This is a genomic window from Pseudomonas flexibilis, assembly GCF_000802425.1.
Taxonomy (GTDB): domain Bacteria; phylum Pseudomonadota; class Gammaproteobacteria; order Pseudomonadales; family Pseudomonadaceae; genus Serpens; species Serpens flexibilis.
Genome location: NZ_JRUD01000008.1, coordinates 94980 through 116871, shown reverse-complemented (window position 1 = coordinate 116871; position 21892 = coordinate 94980). Strand labels below are relative to the sequence as shown.

The following is a 21892-nucleotide window of genomic DNA, read 5'->3' as shown; positions in this document are numbered from 1 at the left end:
CCATGCGGGTCGATGTCATCACGCTGTTCCCGGAAATGTTTGCCGCCATCAGTGAGTACGGCATTACCAGTCGTGCGGTCCGGCAGGGGTTGTTGAACCTCAATTGCTGGAATCCGCGGACCTACACCGAGGATCGTCACCAGACCGTGGATGACCGACCCTTCGGCGGCGGTCCTGGCATGGTGATGAAGATTCAACCCCTGGAACGGGCGCTGTCCGCAGCGCGTGAAGCCGCCGGGGATCGGGCGAAGGTGATCTACCTCTCGCCGCAGGGTCGCCCGCTCAAGCAGGCAGCCGTGCGCGAGCTGGCGAACGAAGAGTCTCTGATTCTCATCGCCGGGCGCTACGAAGGCATCGACGAACGCTTCATTGAGGCGCATGTCGATGAGGAATGGTCGATTGGCGACTATGTACTGTCCGGTGGCGAGCTGCCGGCGATGGTGCTGATCGATGCAGTGACGCGGTTGCTGCCGGGGGCCCTGGGCCACGCAGATTCCGCCGAGGAGGACTCGTTCACCGACGGCCTGCTCGACTGCCCGCATTACACGCGACCGGAGGTATATGCGGACCAACGTGTTCCGGAGGTGCTGCTCAGCGGCAACCACGAACACATCCGGCGCTGGCGCTTGCAGCAAGCCCTCGGGCGAACCTGGGAACGCCGTGCCGATCTTCTGGATTGCCGCTCGCTTTCTGGAGAAGAGAAAAAGCTGCTGGACGAGTACATACGCCAGCGGAACGATAGATAACGTATCGATGGCAAACCGAGACGGTTTGTCTTAGGAGCACAGCATGACCAACAAGATCATTCAGCAGATCGAAGCTGAACAGATGAACAAAGAGATCCCGGCGTTCGCCCCTGGCGACACCGTGATCGTGCAAGTGAAGGTGAAGGAAGGCGACCGTTCCCGCCTGCAGGCCTACGAAGGCGTGGTGATCGGCAAGCGTAACCGCGGCCTGAACAGCGCCTTCACCGTGCGCAAGATCTCCAACGGCGTGGGTGTCGAGCGTACCTTCCAGACCTACTCCCCGATCGTTGACAGCATCACTGTCAAGCGTCGCGGTGACGTGCGCAAGGCCAAGCTGTACTACCTGCGCGACCTGTCCGGCAAGGCAGCGCGCATCAAGGAAAAGCTGGTCTAACCGACTCGCCTTTTCACAAAAAAGCAGCCTACGGGCTGCTTTTTTCATTTGGGCGTCATGCCCACCCTTATGTGCAAGATAGAGCAAGCAGTCATGAGCACCCGCGAAGAAGAAATCCAGCGCCGTATCGAGCTGTCGACCACCTGCATCAGCAAGGCGGTGTTCCCGCCGACCACCAACCACCACGGCACCCTGTTCGGCGGCACGGCGCTGGCCTGGCTGGATGAGGTGTCGTTCATCACCGCCACGCGCTTCTGCCGCAAGCCGCTGGTGACGGTTTCCTCCGATCGCATCGACTTCAAGCATCCGATTCCGGCCGGTTCGATCGTCGAGCTGGTAGGGCGCATCATCAAGGTGGGCAACACCAGCCTGAAGGTGCAGGTGGATATCTACGTGGAAAGCATGTACGCAGATGGGCGCGAACACGCCATCACAGGCGTGTTCAGCTTCGTGGCGGTGGGTGACGACAATCGACCGGTGCCGGTGCTGCCGGTCGAGAGAGCCTGATGGCGTGGGAGCGAATTCATTCGCGTACCTTTCGCCGCCTCGGGTATGAATTCGCTCCCACAGGGCTGATCAGCCTTCCTGTTCGGCCTTGAGGCTCTCGTAGGCCGGCGCGGCGTAGATGCCCACCTCCACAGCCAGGTCCAGGACGCGCCGCAGGTCGCTGGCATACACCAGCACGGCCTGCAGCTCGTCATCCAGCGGCTCGCTGAAGTCGACCAGGACGTAGCCGCCCTTTTCCGGATACAGCGCGCCGAGCTGCACCTGGATGCGCTTGAGTGCTGTCAGGGCGTCGGCCTTGGCCAACTGCTTGGCCTGCAGCACGAACGTCACCTCTGGGCCAAAGGAATCGCGGATCTGCTGGAACAGTTCCTGATAAGTGTCGGCCTGGAACAGCACGGTGTCCGGCAGGCTGCCAGCCACCACCCACTCGCCCAGCGGGATGGGGAAGCTCTCGTCGTAATTGATGTCCGGGTTGGCGGCCAGGAACCCCTCGGGGTCGGCATAGGCCTGCGCGGCCTCGTCGGCAATGCGCAGCACGTCCTCTTCGGCGAGGCAGCCGGAAGCGATCAGGCGGATCAGCTCGGCAAGCGAATCTTTCATGGCGGTTATCGGCATGTGAAAAAAGGGCGGCAAGGATAAACCCAAAGCCGTGTTCAGTCCCGCTTCGTGGCGACGAAGCGCGTCGGCTCGCTGCCGTCCGCGTTGAGCTGCAGCACTTCCCGGGGGCGGCCCCGATCATCAAGCAGTACCTGCCCGATGCCCGCACCGTTCCACAGGCGCTCGCCGCGCTGGCTGCGGCTCGGAATGCGCGGGGTGATCGCCAGGTGGCGCCGCTTGGTGAGCAGGTTGAGCGGTGAGCGAGGCGCGTAGAGCCAGCGGTTCAGGCGGTCGAACCAGTCGAGCAGGCGGCGCGGGAATTCGTTCTTGATGCCGCTACTGGTGATCTGCCAGATCCGTGGTCCGCGTGCACGGCGCACCGCCACGTCGTACATGAACGAGTAGTGCACATCGCCGGAAAGGATCACGTAGTTGCCCGGGGTGCGGGAGTGGCAAAAGATGTTGAGCAGGGTATGCGAGGCGCCGGGGTGGGCCATCCAGTTCTCGGCATCCACCAGCAGTGGGTGGCCGAACCAGGTGAAGATGCGCTGGATCACCTCAATGAGCTTCACGCCGAACACCGGGGTGGCCGAGACGATCACCGCGCTACGGTGATCCAGCAACTGTTGCTGGAAGTCGCTCAGGGCTTCCCAGTCCATCAGGCCCGATGGTCGGCTTGGGTGACGCTCGCTGCGCCAGCGCTGGGTACGGGTATCGAGCACGATCAGCGCCGGCTCGCCCGGCACGACATAGCCCCAGCGATTGAAATGGAACAGCGCGGTCAGGTAGTCATCATGGGCCTTGCCGGGCAGCTTGCCCTGGGGATCCACACTGGCCAGCAGGCGGGCCGCGCCTTCCAATGGTTCGGCGCAGGCGTCCGGGTCGTTGCCCCAGCCCTGCCCGAGCAGGTAGCCGAGCAGGGCGTTGCCGATGATGCGGCGCGAGAAGGGGTGGCCATAGGCGCTGGTTTCCCAGCTGGCCGACAGGTTCCAGTCATCGGAGACGTCATGGTCGTCGAAGATCATCAGGGTCGGCAGGTGCGCCAGGCTGCGCGCGATCTGTGGCAAGCCGTCGATGAAGTGACCCAGTCGTCCGCGCTCCTGCTCGTAACGCGTGGCGTCCGCCGGCGCCAGGGCGGGTGCCTGCAGGTCGATCAGAGACCACGGAGTCGGTGACCAGACCAGCAGGTACATGGCCAGCATCTCGGCGAGGCTGATCAGGTGGTTGTGCGCATTGGCGCTGGTGAAGATGGGCTTCTCCACACCGCCAAAGAACCGCTCGCGCAGCGGTTCGTTGCGGCGAAAGGCCGGCAGCAGCGCTTCGCGCCGGTAGAAGGTATCCGGGTGGCGGTACAACTGGTCGGTATCGCTGACCACCGCGCCGTCCAGGTATTCGCCGAACAGGCCCAGGCGCTCGATCAGCCGATGGATGGCCGCCAGGGTCGGTCCGGCCACGTCATCGGCATAGACCTGGTCGCCGCTCATCAGCAGCAGGCTGGGGCGGGCTTGTGGTTCCGTGGTCCGGGCCAGCAGGGCGTCGACCTGCAGCAGGCCGTCCGGGCAGGCGGAATGCGGTTTGCGGCATGAGCCGTGCAGGAGATTGTCCAGTCGCTCGCGCAGGACGAAATTCGGACGCTCTTCTCCGGGATAGAGCAGATGCGGCGCCCATTGGGCGATGCCCTGGCCGTCGACGGTCAGGTCGTAGCGAATCAGGCGGTCCGGCGGCAGGGGCTCGGGCAGCGCGATGTCCAGCAGGTGCAGCACCGCGTGTTGGCCGAAGCGCAGGCGGCGGCAGCTCTCGCTCAGGGGAAGCGTGCGCACTGTGTCGCCGGCGTCGAGGTGCAGGGTCAGGTTCAGCTCCCTGCTGCCGACCAGCCAGATCAGCAGGCGATCGGGCGTGCAGCGTCGCAGCACGGGGCCGGCGAGGACGGAGGGAAGAGGGGGCGCTAGGGTGTCGGACATCGTTCGATTACAGCGGAGTGCAGCAGGCGCTGCAGGAAACAGGGTGCAGGGCGCCTTGGATAGCCGGCTGCGCATGATGCGCGGGATGAATCGGGCAGGGAAGTCTGGCGGTAAGGTTTGAAATTTTCGGGCACAATATCGTCACATTTATTACATGAACACCAGCCAAGAGGACCGACAGTGCATAACGTCGTGATCAGCGGTACCGGCTTGTATACCCCGTCCCAGAGCATCAGCAATGATGAGCTGGTGGCTGCCTTCAATGCCTACGTCCAGCAGTTCAATGCCGAGAACGCCGACGCCATCGCGCGTGGCGATGTCCAGCCGCTGAGCGAGTCCAGCGCCGCTTTCATCGAGAAGGCCTCGGGCATCAAGAGCCGCTACGTGACCGACAAGGCCGGGATTCTCGATCCGCAGCGCATGACCCCGCGCATCCCGGAGCGCTCCGACGACGAGTGGAGCATTCTCTGCGAGATGTCGGTGGCTGCGGCCCGCGAGGCGCTGGCGCGTGCCGGTCGCACCGCCGCCGACATCGACGCGGTGATCGTCGCCTGTTCCAACCTGCAGCGTCCGTATCCGGCCATTGCCATCGAGGTTCAAGCCGCGCTGGGCATCCAGGGTTTCGGTTATGACATGAACGTGGCCTGTTCCTCCGCCACCTTCGGTCTGCAGGCCGCGGCCAACGCCGTGCAGCTCGGCCAGGCCCGGGCCGTGCTGATGGTCAACCCGGAAATCTGCACCGGTCACCTGAACTTCCGCGACCGCGACAGCCACTTCATCTTCGGCGATGCCGCCACGGCGGTGATTGTCGAGCGCGCCGACCAGGCCGCCTCGCCGCACCAGTGGGAGATCGTCGGGACCAAGTTGGTCACTCAGTTCTCCAACAACATCCGCAACAACTTCGGCTTCCTGAACCGCTGCGCCGAGGAAGGCGTCGGGGCGCGCGACAAGCTGTTCGTCCAGGAAGGGCGCAAGGTGTTCAAGGAAGTCTGCCCGATGGTGGCCGAGCTGATCGCGGCGCACCTGAAAGACGTCGGCGTACCGGTGACCGAGGTGAAGCGCTTCTGGCTGCACCAGGCCAACCTGAACATGAATCAGCTGATTGCCCGTCGACTGCTGGGGCGCGACGCCGAAGCCCATGAGGCGCCGGTGATCCTGGACACCTATGCCAACACCAGTTCGGCAGGTTCGGTGATCGCCTTCCACAAGCACCAGGACGATCTGCCTGCCGGCTCGGTGGGTGTGCTGAGCTCCTTCGGCGCTGGCTATTCCATTGGCAGCGTGGTGCTGCGCAAGCGCTGATACATCCCTGCTGGAAAGCATCGGGGCTGAAGCCCCTCCTGCGGACATGCGGATCACCGCTTTGGCAGGAGGGGCTTCAGCCCCGAGCTTTTTGGGCGCCAGCTTTCGAAGGCGGAACATGGGTTTTGCCTGACGCAACGGCGGTGCCTCGGTTAGCGGCCAGAAAAGCGCTGGCCGACGGAACTTTTTTGGTTTTTCTCCGTCGCCACCCCGCAAGTTGGACGGCTTCTTGCTATCACTCCTGCGCGTTTGTGATGCGCGTCAAAAAATTGTTTCAGCGAGTGGGAGAAGCGGGTGGATCGCACGCGGTTGACGAACTTGCGCGGCAACCTGGCCAGTCTGAGCCGGGGCAATCTGGGCGTGCCGCTGCTGGTGCTGGTGTTGCTGGGCATGATGACCCTGCCGATGCCGCCTTTCCTGCTCGACGTGTTCTTCACGTTCAACATCGCCCTGTCCATCGTGGTGCTGCTGGTCAGCGTGTACGCGCTGCGGCCGCTGGATTTCGCGGTGTTTCCGACCATCCTGCTGGTCGCCACCCTGTTGCGCCTGGCGCTGAACGTCGCCTCCACGCGGGTGGTGCTGCTGCATGGCCAGGAGGGCGAGGGCGCCGCCGGCAAGGTGATCCAGGCCTTTGGCGAGGTGGTGGTCGGCGGCAACTACGTGGTCGGCGCCGTGGTGTTCGCCATCCTGGTGATCATCAACTTCGTGGTGATCACCAAGGGCGCTGGGCGCATCTCCGAAGTGAGCGCGCGCTTCACCCTGGATGCCCTGCCCGGCAAGCAGATGGCGATCGACGCCGACCTCAATGCCGGCCTGATCGATCAGGCCGAGGCCAAGAAGCGCCGCGCCGAGGTGGCGCAGGAAGCCGATTTCTACGGCTCCATGGACGGCGCCAGCAAATTCGTGCGTGGTGACGCCGTCGCCGGCCTGCTGATCATGTTCGTCACCCTGCTCGGCGGCATGGCCATCGGTACCCTGCAGTACGACCTTTCTGCGGGCGAGGCGGCGCGCATCTATTCCCTGCTGACCATCGGCGACGGCCTGGTGGCGCAGATTCCCTCGCTGCTGCTGTCCACCGCGGCGGCCATCATGGTGACCCGCGTGTCCACGTCCGAGGACATGGGCCAGCAGGTCAATCGGCAGATGTTCTCCTCGCCCAAGGCCCTGGCGGTGGCGGCTGGCCTGCTGATCGTCATCGGCCTGGTGCCGGGCATGCCGCACACGCCCTTTGTCGGCCTGGGCCTGGTGGCGGCCGGCCTTGCCTGGCTGATCTGGCGCAAGGCGAACGGCAAGGCGCGCGCCGAGGCCGATGCGGCGCCGGCGCTGCCCGCCGACCAGTTGCCGGCCCTGCAGGAGCCGGAAAGCAAGGAACTCGGCTGGGAAGACGTCAATCCGGTCGATCTGGTGGGCCTGGAGGTCGGCTACCGGCTGATCCCGCTGGTGGACCGCAACCAGGGCGGCCAGTTGTTGGCGCGCATCAAGGGCGTACGCAAGAAGCTCTCCCAGGACCTGGGTTTCCTGATTCCGCCGGTACACATCCGCGACAACCTCGATCTGCTGCCCAACGCCTACCGCCTGACCCTGATGGGTGTCAGCGTGGCGGAGGCCGAGCTGTACCCGGATCGCGAGATGGCCATCAATCCGGGCCAGGTGTTCGGCACCCTGAACGGCATCGCCGGCCGCGATCCGGCGTTCGGCCTGGAGGCGGTGTGGATCGAGGGCTCGGCCCGCGAGCAGGCGCAGACCCTGGGCTACACGGTGGTGGACGCCAGTACCGTGGTCGCCACGCACCTCAACCAGGTGCTCTACAAGCACGCCCACGAACTGATCGGTCACGAAGAGGTCCAGCAGCTGCTGCAGGTGCTGGCCAAGAGCTCGCCCAAGCTGGCCGAGGAACTGGTGCCGGGCATGGTCTCGCTGTCCACCTTGCTCAAGGTGCTGCAGGCGCTGCTGCAAGAGCAGGTCTCGGTGCGGGACATCCGCAGCATCGCCGAGGCCATCGCCAGTGTGCCGGGCAAGAGTCAAGATCCCGGCGCGCTGGTGGCAGTGGTCCGCGTGGCGCTGAGCCGCGCCATCGTGCAGGGCATTGTGGGGCTAGAGCCGGAGCTTCCGGTGATCACGCTTGACCCGCGGCTGGAACAAATATTGCTTGGCAGCGTTCAGAAGGCCGGCCAGGGCGCCGATGAAGGTTTCCTCCTCGAACCCGGCATGGCGGAGAAGCTGCAGCGCTCCCTGGTGGAGACCGCGCAGCGTCAGGAAGCCCTCGGCAAGCCGGTGGTACTGCTGGTTGCCGGGCCGATCCGCGCCATGCTCTCCCGCTTTGCACGTCTGGCTGTACCCAGCCTCCATGTGCTGTCCTACCAGGAAGTGCCGGACAACAAGCAGGTCACCATCGTCGCCACCGTAGGCCAGAACTAACCGAGGTATTCCGACCATGCAGGTCAAACGCTTCTTCGCCGCCGACATGCGCCAGGCCATGAAGCTGGTGCGTGACGAACTGGGCGCCGATGCCGCGATCATCGGCAATCGTCGTCTGGCCGGTGGTGTCGAGCTGGTCGCGGCGCTGAACTATCAACTGCCCAATGAACTGGTGCGCGAGCCCAACCTGCAGCTGGAAGCCGAGCTGCGCAAGACCCAGGAAATGATTGCCTCCGCCCAGGTGGAGATGGCCATCCGCAGCGAAAGCGAGCAGACCCAGCCGGCACCGGTCGCGCCGGTCGCCCCGCCGGCGCCGCGTCGTGATCCGGAGAGCACCGAAGGCATGCTGGATGCGGTGCGCAGTGAGCTGACCGGTCTGCGCGAGCTGATCGAGATGCAGCTGGGCACCATGGTCTGGGGCAACATCCAGGAAAATCGGCCGCTGATCGCCAACCTCTGGCGGCGCATGCAGCGCATCGGCCTGCCGGTGGATGTGTCCAAGAAGCTGATGGATGAGGTCAGTGACGAGACAGACTCGCGTCGTGCCTGGCGTATCGTGCTTGCCCATCTGGCGCGCAGCCTGATCGTGCCCGAGCGCGAGCCGCTGGAAGAGGGCGGCGTGATTGCCCTGGTCGGCCCGGCCGGCATGGGCAAGACCACCACGCTGGCCAAGATGGCGGCGCGCTACGTGCTCAAGCACGGCGCCAAGAATATCGCCCTGGTGAGCATGGACGGCTACCGCATCGGCGCCCAGGAACAGCTCAAGACCCTTGGCAAGATACTTAACGTGCCGGTCACCCAGGTGGAGCCCGGCGAATCGTTGATCGAGGCCCTGGAGCCGCTGAGGAAGAAGCGTCTGGTGCTGATCGACACCGCCGGCCTACCGACCGCCGATCCGGCCCTGCGCCAGCAGCTCGACGCGCTGGCCGCCGCTGATCTGAACGCCCGCAATTATCTGGTGCTGGCGGCCACCAGCCAGGAACAGGTGTTGCGTGCCACCTATCAGAGTTACAAACGCTGCGGCCTGGCTGGCTGCGTGATCACCAAGCTTGACGAAGCACTGAGCCTGGGCGAGATCCTCGGCGTGCTGGTCAGCGAGAAGCTGCCCCTGGCCTACCTGGCCGACGGGCCGCGCATTCCCGACGATCTGCATACGCCGCGCAGCCACCAGCTGGTGAGCCGTGCCGTGCGCATGCAGATGTCCGAAGATCCCAGCGAGGATCTGATGGCCGACATGTTCGCCGGCCTATACAACAACACCACGACGCGTCGCGTCGGATAAGACTCAGGGGAAGCGGCTGGCTAGCCAGACCCTTCGCGCCGCGGCGCGAACAAGGACAGCAGGCCAGACTGGCGAATCAGTGGAGAGAACATGGGTAGCTTGCACCCCGTACAGGTGATCGCCGTGACCGGCGGCAAGGGTGGTGTTGGGAAGACCAGCGTCTCGGTCAACCTGGCGCTGGCCCTGGCCGACCTCGGCCGCCGGGTGATGCTGCTGGACGCCGACCTTGGCCTGGCCAACGTCGACGTGATGCTGGGCCTGACGCCCAAGCGCAACCTGGCCGACGTGATCGAGGGCGAGTGCGAACTGCGCGACGTCATCCTGCAGGGGCCCGGCGGTATCCGCATCGTGCCGGCCTCCTCGGGCGCGGCCAACATGGTGCGCCTGACCAGTCAGCAACATGCCGGGCTGATCCAGGCGTTCAGCGACATCAGCGACAGCATTGACGTACTGATCATCGACACCGCCGCCGGTATCGGCGACGGCGTGATCAGCTTCGTGCGTGCGGCCCAGGAAGTATTGCTGGTGGTCACCGACGAGTCCACCTCGATCACCGACGCCTATGCCCTGGTGAAACTGCTCAACCGCGACTACGGCCTGAGCCGCTTCCGCGTGCTGGCCAACATGACGCACACCCCCGAGGAAGGCCGCAACCTCTACGCCAAGCTGACCAAGGTCACCGAGCGCTTCCTCGACGTGGCGCTGCAATACGTGGGGGCGATTCCCGCCGACGAGCTGGTGCGCAAATCCGTACAGAAACAGCGCGCCGTGTACGAGGCCTACCCGCGTTCCAAGTGTGCGCAGGCCTACCGCGCGGTCGCCCAGAAGGTGGACAGCTGGCCGTTGCCGGCCAATCCGCGCGGCCACCTGGAGTTTTTCGTCGAGCGTCTGGTGAACAGGCCCACAACAGGTTCTTCCGCATGAGCTCACCCGTTCACATGTACAGCCATGCCCAGTCCCGTGACTCCCAGTACCAGCTGATCGAGCGCTACGCGCCGCTGGTCAAGCGGATCGCCTACCACCTGCTCGGCCGCCTGCCGGCCAGCGTGCAGGTCGAGGATCTGATGCAGGCCGGCATGATCGGTCTGCTGGAGGCGGCGAAGAAATACGATTCGGGCAAGGGTGCCAGTTTCGAGACGTATGCCGGCATCCGCATCCGTGGCGCCATGCTCGACGAGGTGCGCAAGGGTGACTGGGCGCCGCGTTCGGTGCATCGCAACAGCCGCATGGTCAGCGACGCCATCCGCGTGGTGGAGGCCAGAACCGGCCGCGACGCTAAAGATCACGAGGTTGCTGCCGAACTCCAGTTAAGTCTCGAAGAGTATTACGCGATCCTCAACGACACCCTGGGGAGTCGCCTGTTCAGTTTCGATGACCTGTTGCAGGAGGGCGATGGCGGCGGTGCGCTGGAAGATATCGAGCACTCCCACCCGAGCCCTTCGCGCGAGCACGAGGACCAGCGCTTCCAGAATGCGCTGAGCGAAGCGATCGCCAACCTTCCGGAGCGCGAGCGCCTGGTGCTGTCGCTGTATTACGACGAAGAACTGAATCTCAAGGAAATCGGTGAGGTACTGGGGGTCAGCGAATCCCGCGTCAGCCAGTTGCACAGCCAGTGCGCCGCCCGTTTGCGGGCCCGGCTGGGCGAATGGCGGGCTCGCTGACAGGGCTTGCCGGTTTTCTGAAGAAGGGGACGCAGTCGGGATGACCCGGCTGCGTTTTTGGACTGTATGGAGGTCGACCGTTGGACAAAAACATGAAGATTCTCATCGTGGACGATTTCTCGACGATGAGGCGGATCATCAAGAACCTGCTCCGTGACCTGGGCTTCACCAACACCACCGAAGCTGACGACGGCCTCACCGCCCTGCCGATGCTGCAGAGCGGCAACTTCGACTTCCTGGTGACTGACTGGAACATGCCGGGCATGAATGGCATCGACCTGCTGCGCGCGGTGCGTGCCGATGAGCGCCTGAAGCACCTGCCGGTGCTGATGGTGACCGCTGAAGCCAAGCGCGACCAGATCATCGAGGCAGCCCAGGCCGGTGTGAACGGCTATGTGGTCAAGCCGTTCACCGCCCAGGGACTGAAGGACAAGATCGAGAAGATCTTCGAACGCGTCAGCGGCTGAACAGCGCCTTGGGGGCATGATGGAGCAGCACACAGATCCAAGGGGCGAGCTCGAAGCGAGCCTGATGGACAATGCACGGGAGCTGATTCGCAGCCTTGAGCAGCGCGACTTCGGCGATGCCGTGCAGATCATCAACGAGCTGAACAAGGTGCGTGACCGTGGTCTGTACCAGGCCGTGGGGCGGCTGACGCGCAAGTTGCACACCGCGATCGTCAGCTTCCATATCGACCCGAATTTCCCCGAGTCGCGGGAGATGTCGGAGATCGCCGATGCCACCGAGCGCCTGAACTACGTCGTGTCGATGACCGAGCGCGCGGCCAATCGCACCATGGACCTGGTCGAGGCCACCGCGCCGGTGATCAGCCGGCTGAACGACGACGCCCGCGAGTTGCGTACCGATTGGCAGCGCTTCATGCGTCGCGAGATGGATGCCGAAGGCTTCCGCCAGCTGGTCAAGCGGGTCGAGCAGTTCTTTGTCCGCAGCGAACGCGAAAGCGAGAAGGTCGGCGCGCAGCTGAACGAGATCATGCTGGCGCAGGACTATCAGGACCTCACCGGCCAGGTCATCAAGCGGGTCACCAATCTGGTCACCGAGGTCGAGCGCGATCTGGTCGAACTGATGCTGATGGCCAGCCAGGTGGACAACTTCGCGGGCATCCAGCACGACCATGCCCAGCTGCGGGCGGAGCTCGATCAACAGAAACAACCCTCGCAGGGTGAAGGTCCGCAGATCCATGCCGATAAACGGGAAGATGTCGTCAGCAATCAGGACGACGTGGACGATCTGCTTTCCAGTCTAGGGTTTTAAGGGGCACGTAATGGGCGTCGATGCCGATGATGAGATCCTTCAGGATTTCCTGGTAGAAGCCGGCGAGATTCTCGAACAGTTGTCCGAACAGCTGGTGGAGTTGGAGAGCCGTCCGGATGACATGGATCTGCTCAACGCGATCTTCCGCGGCTTTCACACCGTCAAGGGCGGCGCGGGCTTCCTGCAGCTGAACGAGCTGGTGGAATGCTGCCACAGCTCGGAAAACGTCTTCGACATGCTGCGCAAGGGCGTGCGCCTGGTCGACGCCGAGCTGATGGACGTGGTGCTGCAGGGCCTGGACGCCATCAACGGCATGTTCGCCCAGGTGCGTGAAGGCAGCGAGCTCACGCCGGCCAGCCCGGAGCTGCTCGAAGCGCTGCACCGCCTGGCCGATCCGGCCGCCGCGCCCGCCGCGCCCGTTGCACCGACCCCGGTGCCTGCCGCGCCCGCACCCGGTCCCGTGGCGACGGAAAAGGAACAGGACCTGACCGACGCCGAGTTCGAAAGCCTGCTGGACGCCATTGGCGGCCCCGAAACGGCGGCTGACGGCGGCGAGTCTGCTGGCGACGAGATCACCGACGCCGAGTTCGAGAACCTCCTCGACCAACTGCACGGCAAGGGCCAGTTCAAGCCCGAGACGTTGCCGGCCAGCGATGCCGCCGCCGGTGACAGCATCACCGAATCCGAATTCGAGAACCTGCTCGACCAGCTGCATGGCAAGGGTCAGTTCAAGCCTGACGTTCTGGCAGGCCAGGAGCAGGCGCCAGCAGCCGGTAAGACGGCCGCTGGCGACGACATCACCGACGACGAGTTCGAGGCGCTGCTCGACCAGCTGCACGGCAAGGGCCAGTTCAAGCCCGAGCAGGTCGCCAGCGAGCCGCCCAAGGCCGCCGCGCCGGCGCCTCAGTCGGCGGCGGTCAAGCCACCCGCCGCCGCCGCACCCACGGAAAGCGCGCCGGCCGCCAGGCCTGCCGCTGCGGCGCCGGCCAAGGCGCCCGCGGCCATCGAGTCGGAAACCACCGTGCGCGTGGATACCGCGCGGCTGGACGAAATCATGAACATGGTCGGCGAACTGGTGCTGGTGCGTAACCGCCTGGTGCGCCTGGGCTTGAACAGCGGTGACGAGGAACTGGCCAAGGCCGTTTCCAGCCTCGATGTGGTCACGGGCGACCTGCAGACCTCGGTCATGAAGACCCGCATGCAGCCGATCAAGAAGGTCTTCGGCCGCTTCCCGCGCCAGGTCCGCGACCTGTCGCGCCAGCTCAAGAAGGAAATCAACCTGGAGCTGGTGGGTGAGGAGACCGACCTCGACAAGAACCTGGTCGAGGCGTTGGCCGACCCGCTGGTCCACCTGGTGCGCAACGCGGTGGACCACGGCATCGAGATGCCCGAGGAGCGCCTGGCCGCCGGCAAGCCGCGCACCGGCAAGGTGGTGCTGTCCGCCGAGCAGGAAGGCGACCACATCCTGTTGCTGATCACCGACGACGGCAAGGGCATGGATGCCAACATCCTGCGCGCCAAGGCGGTGGAAAAGGGCATGCTCGACAAGGACGCCGCCGATCGCCTGAGCGATACCGAGTGCTACAACCTGATCTTCGCGCCGGGCTTCTCCACCAAGAAGGAAATTTCCGACGTGTCCGGCCGCGGGGTGGGCATGGACGTGGTGAAGACGCGCATCGCCCAGCTCAACGGCACGGTGTTCGTCGATTCCACGCCCGGCAAGGGCTCGCGCATCGTCATCAAGGTGCCGCTGACCCTGGCGATCATGCCGACGCTGATGGTCATGCTCGACGACCAGGCGTTCGCCTTCCCGCTGGTCAACGTCAAGGAAATCTTCCACCTGGATCTGTCGCACACCAACGTGGTGGACGGCCAGGAGGTGATCATCGTCCGCGACAAGGCGCTGCCGCTCTTCTACCTCAAGCAGTGGCTGGTGCCCGGCTTCCGCAACGCGGTACAGAAGGAAGGCCACGTGGTGATCATCGCCATCGGCAACCAGCAGATCGGCTTCGTCGTCGACCAGCTGGTGGGCCAGGAGGAAGTGGTCATCAAGCCGCTGGGCAAGATGCTGCAAGGCACGCCGGGACTGGCGGGCGCCAGCATCACCAGCGACGGCAGCATCGCGCTGATTCTCGATGTGCCCAGCATGCTCAAACACTACGCGCGACGCGGCTGATGCCGAACCGGCCCCGCTGGGGCCGGTTCGTTTAGGAGTAGTTATGGCAATTAAAGTCCTGGTGGTGGACGACTCGGGATTCTTTCGGCGCAGGCTGACGGAAATCCTGGGCTCCAACCCCCAGATCGAGGTGGTGGGCACGGCCAACAATGGCCAGGAGGCGATTGACAAGACGCTGGCCCTCAAGCCCGATGTCATCACCATGGATTACGAGATGCCGTTGATGAACGGCATCACCGCCGTGCGCGAGATCATGCGCCGCTGTCCGACCCCGGTGCTGATGTTCTCCTCGCTGACCCACGAGGGCGCCCGGGTCACCCTGGATGCGCTGGACGCCGGCGCAGTGGATTACCTGCCGAAGAATTTCGAGGACATCTCGCGCAACATCGAGAAGGTCAAGGCGCTGCTCTGCGAGAAGGTGCTGACCATCGCACGCAGCAGTCGGCGCGGGCCGGCGGTGTCGTCTGCGGCGGCTGTGGCGCCTGCCACCCCCGCGCGTCGACCGCTGCGCGGCGCAGCGCCCGCCGAGGCGGAGCCGGCGCCGAGCGTGAGCGAGCGCTGGCCGGCCCCCAAGCGCAAGGCCTACAAGCTGGTAGCGATCGGCACCTCGACCGGCGGTCCGGTGGCGTTGCAGCGCGTGCTCACCCAGCTGCCGGCCAGCTTCCCGGCACCGCTGGTGCTGATCCAGCACATGCCGGCAGCCTTCACCGGCGCCTTTGCCGAGCGCCTGGACAAGCTGTGCAAGATCCGCGTCAAGGAAGCCGAGGACGGCGACCTGCTGCGCCCGGGCCTGGCCCTGCTGGCGCCCGGCGGCAAACAGATGATGGTGGACGGCCGCGGCGTGGTGAAGATCCTGCCCGGCGATGACCGCCTGAACTACAAGCCCTGCGTGGACGTCACCTTCGGCTCGGCCGCCAAGGCCTACGGCGACAAGGTGCTGGCCGTGGTGCTGACCGGCATGGGTGCCGACGGCCGCGAAGGCGCGCGCATGCTCAAGCAGGCCGGCAGCCAGGTGTGGGCCCAGGATGAGGCGAGCAGCGTCATCTACGGCATGCCCATGGCGGTGGCCAAGGCCAACCTGGCCGACGGCATCTACGACCTGGACGAGATCGGGCGTCACCTGAGCGAGGCTTGCCAGTAATGGATGTCTTGAGCCTGATCGGCATTCTGCTGGCGTTTATCGCCATCCTGGGCGGCAACTTCCTGGAGGGCGGCAGCCTTGCGGTGCTGCTCAACGCGCCGGCCGCGTTGATCGTCATCGGTGGCACGCTGGCCGCCTGCCTGCTGCAGACGCCGCTGCAGACGCTCAAGCGGGCGGTGGCGGTGGCGCATTGGGTGTTCTTCCCGCCGGCGATCCGCATGGAGGAGGGCATCGAGAAGGTCACCCGCTGGAGCCTGGTGGCGCGCAAGGAAGGCCTGCTCGGCCTGGAGCCGATGGCCGAGCGCGAGCCCGACCCCTATGCCCGCAAGGCCATGCAGCTGCTGGCCGATGGCGTGGAGAGCGAGAACATCCGCACCATCCTGGAAGTGGAGATGTACAGCCACGAGGAGCGCGACTTGCAGGCCGCCAAGGTGTACGAGGCGATGGGTGGGTATTCGCCGACCATCGGCATCATCGGCGCGGTGCTCGGCCTGATCCAGGTCATGGGCAACCTGACCGATCCCTCCCAGCTGGGTACCGGTATCGCCGTGGCCTTCGTCGCCACCATCTACGGTGTGGCCTTCGCCAACCTGCTGCTGCTGCCGCTGGCCAACAAGCTCAAGGCAGTGATCCGGGTGCAGACCCGTTATCGCGAGATGCTCATCGAAGGCGTGCTGTCCATCGCCGAAGGCGAAAACCCGCGCTCCATCGAACACAAGCTCAAAGGCTTCCTGGTGTAGGGCCCAGCCATGCGTCTACGCCGTAGCCGACAGCAGGACACCGAGCCCAGCCATGACCGCTGGCTGGTGTCCTTTGCGGACTTCATGACCCTGATGTTCGCCTTCTTCGTGGTGATGTATGCCACCTCGTCGATCAACGAGGGCAAGTACAAGGTCCTGGCCGACACCCTGGTGGGCATCTTCAACCAGAACGAGAAGGCGATCAAACCGATCCCGGTTGGCCAGGAGCGCCCGCGCACCCGCGACTACGACCTCAGCATGGAAGATGACGGCGGGCCCATGCCCATGGAAGACGGCGACCCGCTGGCGCAGATCACCCGCAACATCGAGCAGGCCTTCGCCGGCTTGATCGCCGAAGGACAGCTGATCGTGCGCGGCACCGAGTCCTGGGTGGAGATCGAACTCAAGTCCAGCCTGCTGTTCCCCAGCGGCGACGCCATCCCCAACGACCACGCGTTCGACATCATCGAGAAGATCGCCAGGATTCTGGCGCCCTTCGACAATCCGGTGCAGGTCGAGGGATTCACCGACAACCTGCCGATCAGCACGCCGCTCTATCCCACCAACTGGGAATTGTCCGCCGCCCGTGCCGCCAGCATCGTGCGCATGCTGAACATGGACGGCGTGGCGCCCGGACGCCTGGCCGCCGTCGGTTACGGCGAGTATCACCCGGTGGCCGACAACGCCACGCCCGACGGGCGTGCCAAGAACCGTCGCGTGGTGCTGGTGGTGTCGCGCTTCCTGGAAACCCGGCGCAGCGGGAGCACCCGTGTGGAAAATCGCCAGGCGGTCACTGGCACGCAATCTGCACTGGCGCCGCACACTGACGCCCGGATCGAAGGTGCTGTCAAAACGCCGGCATTGATGGCCGGTAGTGGTCCGCGCTGAGTCGCGGACGAGAAGGAGCAGTTGATGAAAATCTGGGCAGTAGCCAATCAGAAGGGCGGGGTCGGCAAGACCACCACGAGCGTGGCCCTGGCCGGCCTGCTGGCCGACGTCGGCAAGCGGGTACTGATCGTTGACCTCGACCCCCATGGCTCGATGACCAGCTATTTCGGCTACAACCCCGACAACCTCGAACGCACCGGCTTCGAGCTGTTCCAGCATGGCGGCCAGGTGCCCGATGGGCTCGCCGCACAGCTGCTGCAGAAGACCAGTCATCCGCGCATCGCCCTGCTGCCGGCCAGCACCGCGCTGGCCACCCTGGAGCGCCAGACGCCCGGGAAGAGCGGCCTGGGGCTGGTGATTTCCAAGACGCTGGCGCAACTGTGGAACGATTTCGACCACGTGCTGATCGACAGCCCGCCGCTGCTCGGGGTGTTGATGGTCAACGCCCTGGCGGCCTGCCAGCAGTTGGTGGTGCCGGTGCAGACCGAGTTTCTCGCCGTGCAGGGCCTGGAGCGCATGGTTCACACCCTAACCATGATCAACCGTTCGCGCCGCCAGGCGCTGCCCTACCTGATCGTTCCGACCCTGTTCGATCGCCGCTCGCAGGCCTCGCTGTCGACGCTCAAATTGCTGCGCGACCGCCACAAGGAACACATCTGGCCGGCTTATATCCCCACCGATGGGAGGCTGCGCGATGCCAGTCGCGCCGGTCTGGTGCCGTCGCAGTTCGATCCCGGCTGTCGCGGCGTGATCGCCTATCGGGCCTTGCTGAAATCCCTGCTGGCACGCCAGCCGGGACAGCCGACGTGACGCCCGGCTATCAAGCTGTCGCCCCTGTCGGCCGATAGCATTCAGAGGAAAGACTTACGGATGCAGGATATGAGCACCCAGGACGCCCCTCGGATCGGACCGCAGCAGGCCCTGCAGTCCTATCTGGACGAGCTGTTGCAAGAGGCGACTGATGACCGGCCGGTACGTGCCGAGGATTTCTTGCGCCCGCAGGCGGTGCCTGCCAGCGCCAGGCCGGTGGCCGAGCCGCAGGTACTGGAACCGCGACCGCTGGTATTGCCGACCATCAAACTGACCGACATCAAACTGGTCGAGGCCCCCGTGGCGGTGATCGATGCGCCGGTGCCTGCCGCGCCAGTCGCCGTGAGCACGCCGAGCGAGCCGGAGCCGCTGGCGCCGGTCGCGGTGCCTGTGGTCGAAGCCCCCGCCAGGGTCGAGGCACCGGTGGTTGCGGCCCCGCAGGTCGAAGCGCCTGTCGCGCTGCCGGCGGTCGAGGTGCCGGTGGTTGCGTCGCCAGTGGCCGAAAGCCCGGTCGTTGCGCAGCCTGTGGTTGAGGCGCCTGTCGCGCCGCCAGGGGGCGAGGTCCCGGTGGTTGCGGCACCCGTGGTGTCCGCGCCTGTTGCTGAGGTCGCTGCGCCGGTGGCTCCGCCGCGTGTGCAGCCAGCCGAGGCGAAGGTCCAGGCACCGCTCGCCGAGCCTGTCGTTGCAGCCGCGGTGCCCCCGCTGCCACCGAAGGTGGTGGCTGGCCGTCCCGAGTGGGGTGAGCAGCGTTTCGAGTGCCTGCTGTTCGACGTGGCCGGGCTGACCCTGGCGGTGCCGCTGGTCTGCCTGGGCACCATCCATTCGCTGGAAGGCCAGACGCTGACCCCGCTGTTCGGGCAGCCGGACTGGTTCCTGGGCATGCTCAAGACCCACAGCGGCAACATCAAGGTGATCGATACCGCGCGCTGGGTGATGCCAGAACGCTATCGCGACGAGTTTCGCGATAACCTGTCGTTCGTCATCACCATCCAGGGCTTCGACTGGGGACTGGCGGTGCACAAGGTGGACCGTTCCATCCACCTGCACCCGGACCAGGTCAAGTGGCGCAGCCTGCGCACCCAGCGCCCGTGGCTGGCGGGTACGGTGATCGAACACATGTGCGCGCTGCTCGACGTGGCGTCGCTGGCCGACCTGATTGAAAGCGGTGCGCTCAAGCGCGCGCGCTGAAAGGCGCCCGCCAAGGCGGGCAGAACGGATACGCGCCGCGGGCCGGGCCCGGGCGTTCGACGACGAGGTGGACAATGAAGAATTCGACAGCGCAAAGCTCCGACGATCCGATGCTGCAGTGGGTGACCTTCCGCCTGGACAACGAAACCTATGGCATCAACGTGATGCAGGTCCAGGAAGTGCTGCGCTACAGCGAAATCGCACCGGTGCCCGGTGCGCCGAGCTATGTGCTGGGCATCATCAACCTGCGCGGCAACGTGGTGACGGTGATCGACACCCGCCAGCGTTTCGGCCTGGACTCGGCGGAGATCACCGACAACACCCGCATCGTCATCATCGAGGCGGACAAGCAGGTGGTCGGTATCCTGGTCGACAGCGTGGCTGAAGTGGTTTATTTGCGGCAGTCCGAGATCGAGACCGCGCCGAACGTCGGCAATGACGAGTCGGCGAAGTTCATCCAGGGCGTATGCAACAAGAACGGCGAGCTGTTGATTCTTGTCGAGCTGGACAAGATGATGACCGAGGAAGAATGGTCGGAACTTGAGAACTACTGAATATGGGACACGGAATCGCCCTGATCGTACTGGCAGGGGTCTGCCTGGCGCTGATCATGACCTGCGTCTGGCTGGCCACTCGCCTGCAGCGCCTGAACAAGAGCATGGAATTTCAGTTCAGGCAGCATGCCGAGCGTCACCTCAAGCGTGACCAGAGCATGCAGGAGCTGACCCGTCGGGTGGATACCTACATCGGCGTGTGCGTGAAGATGGGCGATGAACTGCAGGCGCTGCAGCAGCTTGCCGCGCCGCTTCCCGAGCGGCTCAGCAAGCTGGAGCAGAGTGACCCGGCGATGATTTCCTACATCCAGGCCTCGCGGCTGGTGACCCTGGGCGCGAGTGTCGAGGATCTCACCCAGTCCTGCGGCCTGACCAAGGGCGAAGCGGAACTGGTCAGCAAGCTGCACAAGGCCCGCGGCGCCACGCCACCGGCCAACTGAGCGCCACTCCGCTCAGTCCGCCATTGGCAGCGAGTCGTCCTGCCGGGTGAATCCCTCGGGCGCCTTGCCTTTCAGGTACCAGGCGAAGGCGATGATTGCCGCCACGCTGCGGTACAGCGCCTCGGGGATCTCATCGCCGACCTCCAGTCCGGCCAGCAGGCGCAGCAGGTCGGCATTCTCGTAGATAGGCACTTCGTATTCACGGGCCAGCTCGATGATCGCCTGGGCGATCTCGTCGTCGCCCTTGGCCACCAGGGTCGGGGCGTTCTGGCCGTCGTAGCGCAGGGCAATGGCGCGGGGCTCGTTCATGCGGTCACGTGTATCCAGTGGGTTTCCAGGGGCGTGCTCGGCGGCGCGGGGGGCGTGCCGCGATGGCAGTCGAGTTCGCCGATTTCCAGTCCGGCCTCGCTGAGCGTGCGACGCAGTTCACCCAGTTCCCGATCAATCAGCGCCGCGGTGGCGGGGCGCTCGGCCCACAGCTGGCCGCTGAACTGGTTGCGACATAGCTGTGCCTGCACCTGCAGGGGGCCTAGTGGTTCCAGATCGAAGGCCAGATCGATCTTCCATTGCCGTTGACGCTCAGAACCCTTGCGTTTGCGCGGTTCGCCGTCCTCGCTGCGGATGCGCAGTTGGATCGGGGTGGGCAGTTCGCGTACCGGTATCTCCATCTGCAGCACGGTGGCCGGCTGGCCTTCCGTGCTGCTGGCCTGGCCCTGCGCCAGGCTTGCCAGCTGGTGGCTCTGCACCCGGGCCACGGCGCCGGCGGCGAGCTTCAGCAGCGTCTGCAGGCTGGGGTTCTCCAGACCCTCCAGGCGCTGCGTGGGCAGCGGAAAGCTCAGCCCCGGCTGGCGCTCGGGCCGCTGGCCGAGTGCGCCTAGCACCTGGCGGGCCAGGGTCGGCAAGGTGGCCATCAGCAGGGTGCCGGCGGGGGATTGCAGGGTCGTGGCCGGATTGAAGCTCGACAGCTGGCCGAGCAGGCGCAGCAGGTTGGCCTTCAGGTCGCTCTCCAGTGCGCCGCCCTGGCCACTGAGTACGCGGTGCTCCAGTCCGACGCCGGCGTTGCGCAGAATGGCCGCCAGTTGGCGGGAGTCGCTGAGCTGCGCCGCGCTGGGCTGACTGTTCAACAGGCGTTCGATGCTCTGCTGCAGGCCCGATGGCAGGGGCTGGCCCTGCAGTGAGCGCAGCGCGGTGAACAGTGCGGACAGTGGCGACTGGCGGGCGAACTGGCTGGCCAGTTGCTGCAGCAGGTCCAGTTGCTGGACGCGCGCGTCCGGGCTGATGGCTTGCAGGCTGCGATCGTCCAGCACGCGGGCATTGATCAGGCTGCCGACGGGCAGGGGCCTGGCGCTCTCCAGCAGCAGCTGACGGCCGTCCGGCAGCTGCGCGACGATCTGCTGCAGATTGCCGCTGGGCGTGCTGGACAGCACGCGGGCCTGCAACAGGCTGCCGGCGGGCAGGTCGAGGCGGGTCAGCGGGCGGGCCGCGTCGGGCTGAGTAATCAGCAGGCGGTTGTCCGGCAGCGCGGTGAGTTGCAGGCGCGTGCCGGCCGGCAGCTCGGGCTGTCGAGTGGCCAGGGCGTCCAGCGTCACGCTGCGCCCGTCGGCGAGGGTCAGGCGCAGGCTGATCTGCTGTCCCTGGGCAGCCTCGGCTCGGCCCAGCACCTGGGCCTGGGCCTGCTGGCCGGGAGCGAGCAGTCCCTCCAGGGTGGTGAGCGCCTTCAGTGTGTGGGGCGCCAGGCCGCCGGCGGCGCTGGTGGAGCCGGGCAGGGAAGGCGGAAGGGTAAAATTGATCTCGCTCATCAAAAAGGAATTG

At 65.4% G+C, this 21892-nt stretch carries 22 protein-coding genes; 18 read left to right on the top strand and 4 right to left on the bottom strand.

The window, feature by feature from the left end:
• Positions 1–2 precede the first annotated feature (2 nt).
• The 3 genes from trmD (at position 3) to SF06_RS07050 (ending at position 1647) form a co-directional block, all read left to right on the top strand.
• On the top strand, positions 3–746 hold the full coding sequence (gene trmD, locus SF06_RS07060; protein ID WP_027590701.1) for a tRNA (guanosine(37)-N1)-methyltransferase TrmD: 744 nt from the start codon (positions 3–5) through the stop codon (positions 744–746).
• Positions 747–789: 43 nt separating this feature from the next.
• Positions 790–1140: a 50S ribosomal protein L19 gene (gene rplS, locus SF06_RS07055; protein ID WP_027590702.1), complete on the top strand. Its 351-nt coding sequence runs from the start codon at positions 790–792 to the stop codon at positions 1138–1140.
• A 93-nt stretch (positions 1141–1233) separates the two neighbouring features.
• A complete protein-coding gene (locus tag SF06_RS07050; protein WP_027590703.1) occupies positions 1234–1647 on the top strand; it encodes an acyl-CoA thioesterase in 414 nt (137 codons plus the stop codon).
• A gap of 69 nt (positions 1648–1716) precedes the next feature.
• On the opposite strand, the gene SF06_RS07045 is transcribed toward SF06_RS07050, so the two are convergent.
• Together SF06_RS07045 and SF06_RS07040 are read right to left on the bottom strand one after the other, a co-directional pair.
• Positions 1717–2247, bottom strand: coding sequence for a hypothetical protein (locus SF06_RS07045; protein WP_027590704.1), 531 nt, complete (start codon positions 2245–2247; stop codon positions 1717–1719).
• Positions 2248–2300: 53 nt separating this feature from the next.
• Positions 2301–4205, bottom strand: coding sequence for a metallophosphoesterase family protein (locus tag SF06_RS07040; RefSeq protein WP_039560461.1), 1905 nt, complete (start codon positions 4203–4205; stop codon positions 2301–2303).
• 180 nt (positions 4206–4385) lie between these two features.
• On the opposite strand from SF06_RS07040, the gene SF06_RS07035 reads away from it, so the two are divergent.
• The 15 genes from SF06_RS07035 to SF06_RS06965 all read left to right on the top strand — a co-directional run bounded on the left by SF06_RS07035 (position 4386) and on the right by SF06_RS06965 (position 20080).
• Positions 4386–5507, top strand: a complete 1122-nt coding sequence (locus tag SF06_RS07035; protein WP_039560460.1) for a beta-ketoacyl-ACP synthase III — start codon at positions 4386–4388, stop codon at positions 5505–5507.
• Positions 5508–5801: 294 nt separating this feature from the next.
• Positions 5802–7925 (top strand): flagellar biosynthesis protein FlhA, encoded by a 2124-nt coding sequence (flhA, locus tag SF06_RS07030; protein WP_039560459.1) that lies wholly within the window; start codon positions 5802–5804, stop codon positions 7923–7925.
• Positions 7926–7941: 16 nt separating this feature from the next.
• A complete protein-coding gene (gene flhF, locus SF06_RS07025; protein ID WP_027590708.1) occupies positions 7942–9207 on the top strand; it encodes a flagellar biosynthesis GTPase FlhF in 1266 nt (421 codons plus the stop codon).
• Positions 9208–9297: 90 nt separating this feature from the next.
• Positions 9298–10131, top strand: a complete 834-nt coding sequence (gene fleN, locus SF06_RS07020; protein ID WP_039560458.1) for a flagellar synthesis regulator FleN — start codon at positions 9298–9300, stop codon at positions 10129–10131.
• On the top strand, positions 10128–10868 hold the full coding sequence (fliA, locus tag SF06_RS07015) for an RNA polymerase sigma factor FliA (protein ID WP_175610504.1): 741 nt from the start codon (positions 10128–10130) through the stop codon (positions 10866–10868). Before fleN ends, fliA begins: the two co-directional genes overlap by 4 nt.
• Before the next feature lie 92 nt (positions 10869–10960).
• Complete coding sequence (locus tag SF06_RS07010) at positions 10961–11335, top strand: chemotaxis response regulator CheY (protein WP_175444346.1); 375 nt, start codon at positions 10961–10963, stop codon at positions 11333–11335.
• Positions 11336–11354: 19 nt separating this feature from the next.
• Positions 11355–12143 carry a protein phosphatase CheZ gene (locus SF06_RS07005; protein ID WP_027590712.1) on the top strand — a complete coding sequence of 263 codons (789 nt, stop codon included), beginning with the start codon at positions 11355–11357 and terminating at the stop codon, positions 12141–12143.
• Positions 12144–12153: 10 nt separating this feature from the next.
• Positions 12154–14319: a chemotaxis protein CheA gene (locus SF06_RS07000; RefSeq protein ID WP_039560455.1), complete on the top strand. Its 2166-nt coding sequence runs from the start codon at positions 12154–12156 to the stop codon at positions 14317–14319.
• 43 nt (positions 14320–14362) lie between these two features.
• Positions 14363–15460, top strand: coding sequence for a protein-glutamate methylesterase/protein-glutamine glutaminase (locus SF06_RS06995; RefSeq protein WP_039560454.1), 1098 nt, complete (start codon positions 14363–14365; stop codon positions 15458–15460).
• Entirely contained in the window at positions 15460–16200 is a 741-nt protein-coding gene (locus SF06_RS06990) for a flagellar motor protein (RefSeq protein ID WP_039560452.1), read from the top strand. The genes SF06_RS06995 and SF06_RS06990 overlap by 1 nt, the downstream gene beginning before the upstream one ends.
• Positions 16201–16209: 9 nt before the next feature.
• On the top strand, positions 16210–17088 hold the full coding sequence (gene motD, locus SF06_RS06985) for a flagellar motor protein MotD (protein WP_027591267.1): 879 nt from the start codon (positions 16210–16212) through the stop codon (positions 17086–17088).
• 24 nt (positions 17089–17112) lie between these two features.
• Complete coding sequence (locus tag SF06_RS06980) at positions 17113–17898, top strand: ParA family protein (protein ID WP_039560451.1); 786 nt, start codon at positions 17113–17115, stop codon at positions 17896–17898.
• A 69-nt stretch (positions 17899–17967) separates the two neighbouring features.
• Complete coding sequence (locus tag SF06_RS06975; protein WP_081993412.1) at positions 17968–19086, top strand: chemotaxis protein CheW; 1119 nt, start codon at positions 17968–17970, stop codon at positions 19084–19086.
• A 74-nt stretch (positions 19087–19160) separates the two neighbouring features.
• Positions 19161–19640: a chemotaxis protein CheW gene (locus tag SF06_RS06970; RefSeq protein ID WP_027591264.1), complete on the top strand. Its 480-nt coding sequence runs from the start codon at positions 19161–19163 to the stop codon at positions 19638–19640.
• 2 nt (positions 19641–19642) lie between these two features.
• Positions 19643–20080, top strand: coding sequence for a DUF2802 domain-containing protein (locus SF06_RS06965; protein WP_039560450.1), 438 nt, complete (start codon positions 19643–19645; stop codon positions 20078–20080).
• A 12-nt stretch (positions 20081–20092) separates the two neighbouring features.
• On the opposite strand, the gene SF06_RS06960 is transcribed toward SF06_RS06965, so the two are convergent.
• Positions 20093–20389 (bottom strand): EscU/YscU/HrcU family type III secretion system export apparatus switch protein, encoded by a 297-nt coding sequence (locus SF06_RS06960; protein WP_037009418.1) that lies wholly within the window; start codon positions 20387–20389, stop codon positions 20093–20095.
• The gene (gene fliK / locus SF06_RS06955) at positions 20386–21879 is read right to left on the bottom strand and encodes a flagellar hook-length control protein FliK (protein WP_039560449.1); all 1494 of its coding nucleotides are present in this window, start codon (positions 21877–21879) and stop codon (positions 20386–20388) included. Before fliK ends, SF06_RS06960 begins: the two co-directional genes overlap by 4 nt.
• Positions 21880–21892 lie beyond the last annotated feature (13 nt).

Excerpts from the sequence above, each read along its gene's own strand:
- trmD (WP_027590701.1), top strand. The coding sequence starts at position 3 with ATGCGGGTCGATGTCATCACGCTGTTCCCGGAAATGTTTGCCGCCATC.
- rplS (WP_027590702.1), top strand. The coding sequence starts at position 790 with ATGACCAACAAGATCATTCAGCAGATCGAAGCTGAACAGATGAACAAA.
- SF06_RS07050 (WP_027590703.1), top strand. The coding sequence starts at position 1,234 with ATGAGCACCCGCGAAGAAGAAATCCAGCGCCGTATCGAGCTGTCGACC.
- SF06_RS07045 (WP_027590704.1), bottom strand. The coding sequence starts at position 2,247 with ATGAAAGATTCGCTTGCCGAGCTGATCCGCCTGATCGCTTCCGGCTGC.
- SF06_RS07040 (WP_039560461.1), bottom strand. The coding sequence starts at position 4,205 with ATGTCCGACACCCTAGCGCCCCCTCTTCCCTCCGTCCTCGCCGGCCCC.
- flhF (WP_027590708.1), top strand. The coding sequence starts at position 7,942 with ATGCAGGTCAAACGCTTCTTCGCCGCCGACATGCGCCAGGCCATGAAG.
- fleN (WP_039560458.1), top strand. The coding sequence starts at position 9,298 with ATGGGTAGCTTGCACCCCGTACAGGTGATCGCCGTGACCGGCGGCAAG.
- fliA (WP_175610504.1), top strand. The coding sequence starts at position 10,128 with ATGAGCTCACCCGTTCACATGTACAGCCATGCCCAGTCCCGTGACTCC.
- SF06_RS07010 (WP_175444346.1), top strand. The coding sequence starts at position 10,961 with ATGAAGATTCTCATCGTGGACGATTTCTCGACGATGAGGCGGATCATC.
- SF06_RS07005 (WP_027590712.1), top strand. The coding sequence starts at position 11,355 with ATGGAGCAGCACACAGATCCAAGGGGCGAGCTCGAAGCGAGCCTGATG.
- SF06_RS07000 (WP_039560455.1), top strand. The coding sequence starts at position 12,154 with ATGGGCGTCGATGCCGATGATGAGATCCTTCAGGATTTCCTGGTAGAA.
- SF06_RS06995 (WP_039560454.1), top strand. The coding sequence starts at position 14,363 with ATGGCAATTAAAGTCCTGGTGGTGGACGACTCGGGATTCTTTCGGCGC.
- SF06_RS06990 (WP_039560452.1), top strand. The coding sequence starts at position 15,460 with ATGGATGTCTTGAGCCTGATCGGCATTCTGCTGGCGTTTATCGCCATC.
- motD (WP_027591267.1), top strand. The coding sequence starts at position 16,210 with ATGCGTCTACGCCGTAGCCGACAGCAGGACACCGAGCCCAGCCATGAC.
- SF06_RS06980 (WP_039560451.1), top strand. The coding sequence starts at position 17,113 with ATGAAAATCTGGGCAGTAGCCAATCAGAAGGGCGGGGTCGGCAAGACC.
- SF06_RS06975 (WP_081993412.1), top strand. The coding sequence starts at position 17,968 with ATGAGCACCCAGGACGCCCCTCGGATCGGACCGCAGCAGGCCCTGCAG.
- SF06_RS06970 (WP_027591264.1), top strand. The coding sequence starts at position 19,161 with ATGAAGAATTCGACAGCGCAAAGCTCCGACGATCCGATGCTGCAGTGG.
- SF06_RS06965 (WP_039560450.1), top strand. The coding sequence starts at position 19,643 with ATGGGACACGGAATCGCCCTGATCGTACTGGCAGGGGTCTGCCTGGCG.
- SF06_RS06960 (WP_037009418.1), bottom strand. The coding sequence starts at position 20,389 with ATGAACGAGCCCCGCGCCATTGCCCTGCGCTACGACGGCCAGAACGCC.
- fliK (WP_039560449.1), bottom strand. The coding sequence starts at position 21,879 with ATGAGCGAGATCAATTTTACCCTTCCGCCTTCCCTGCCCGGCTCCACC.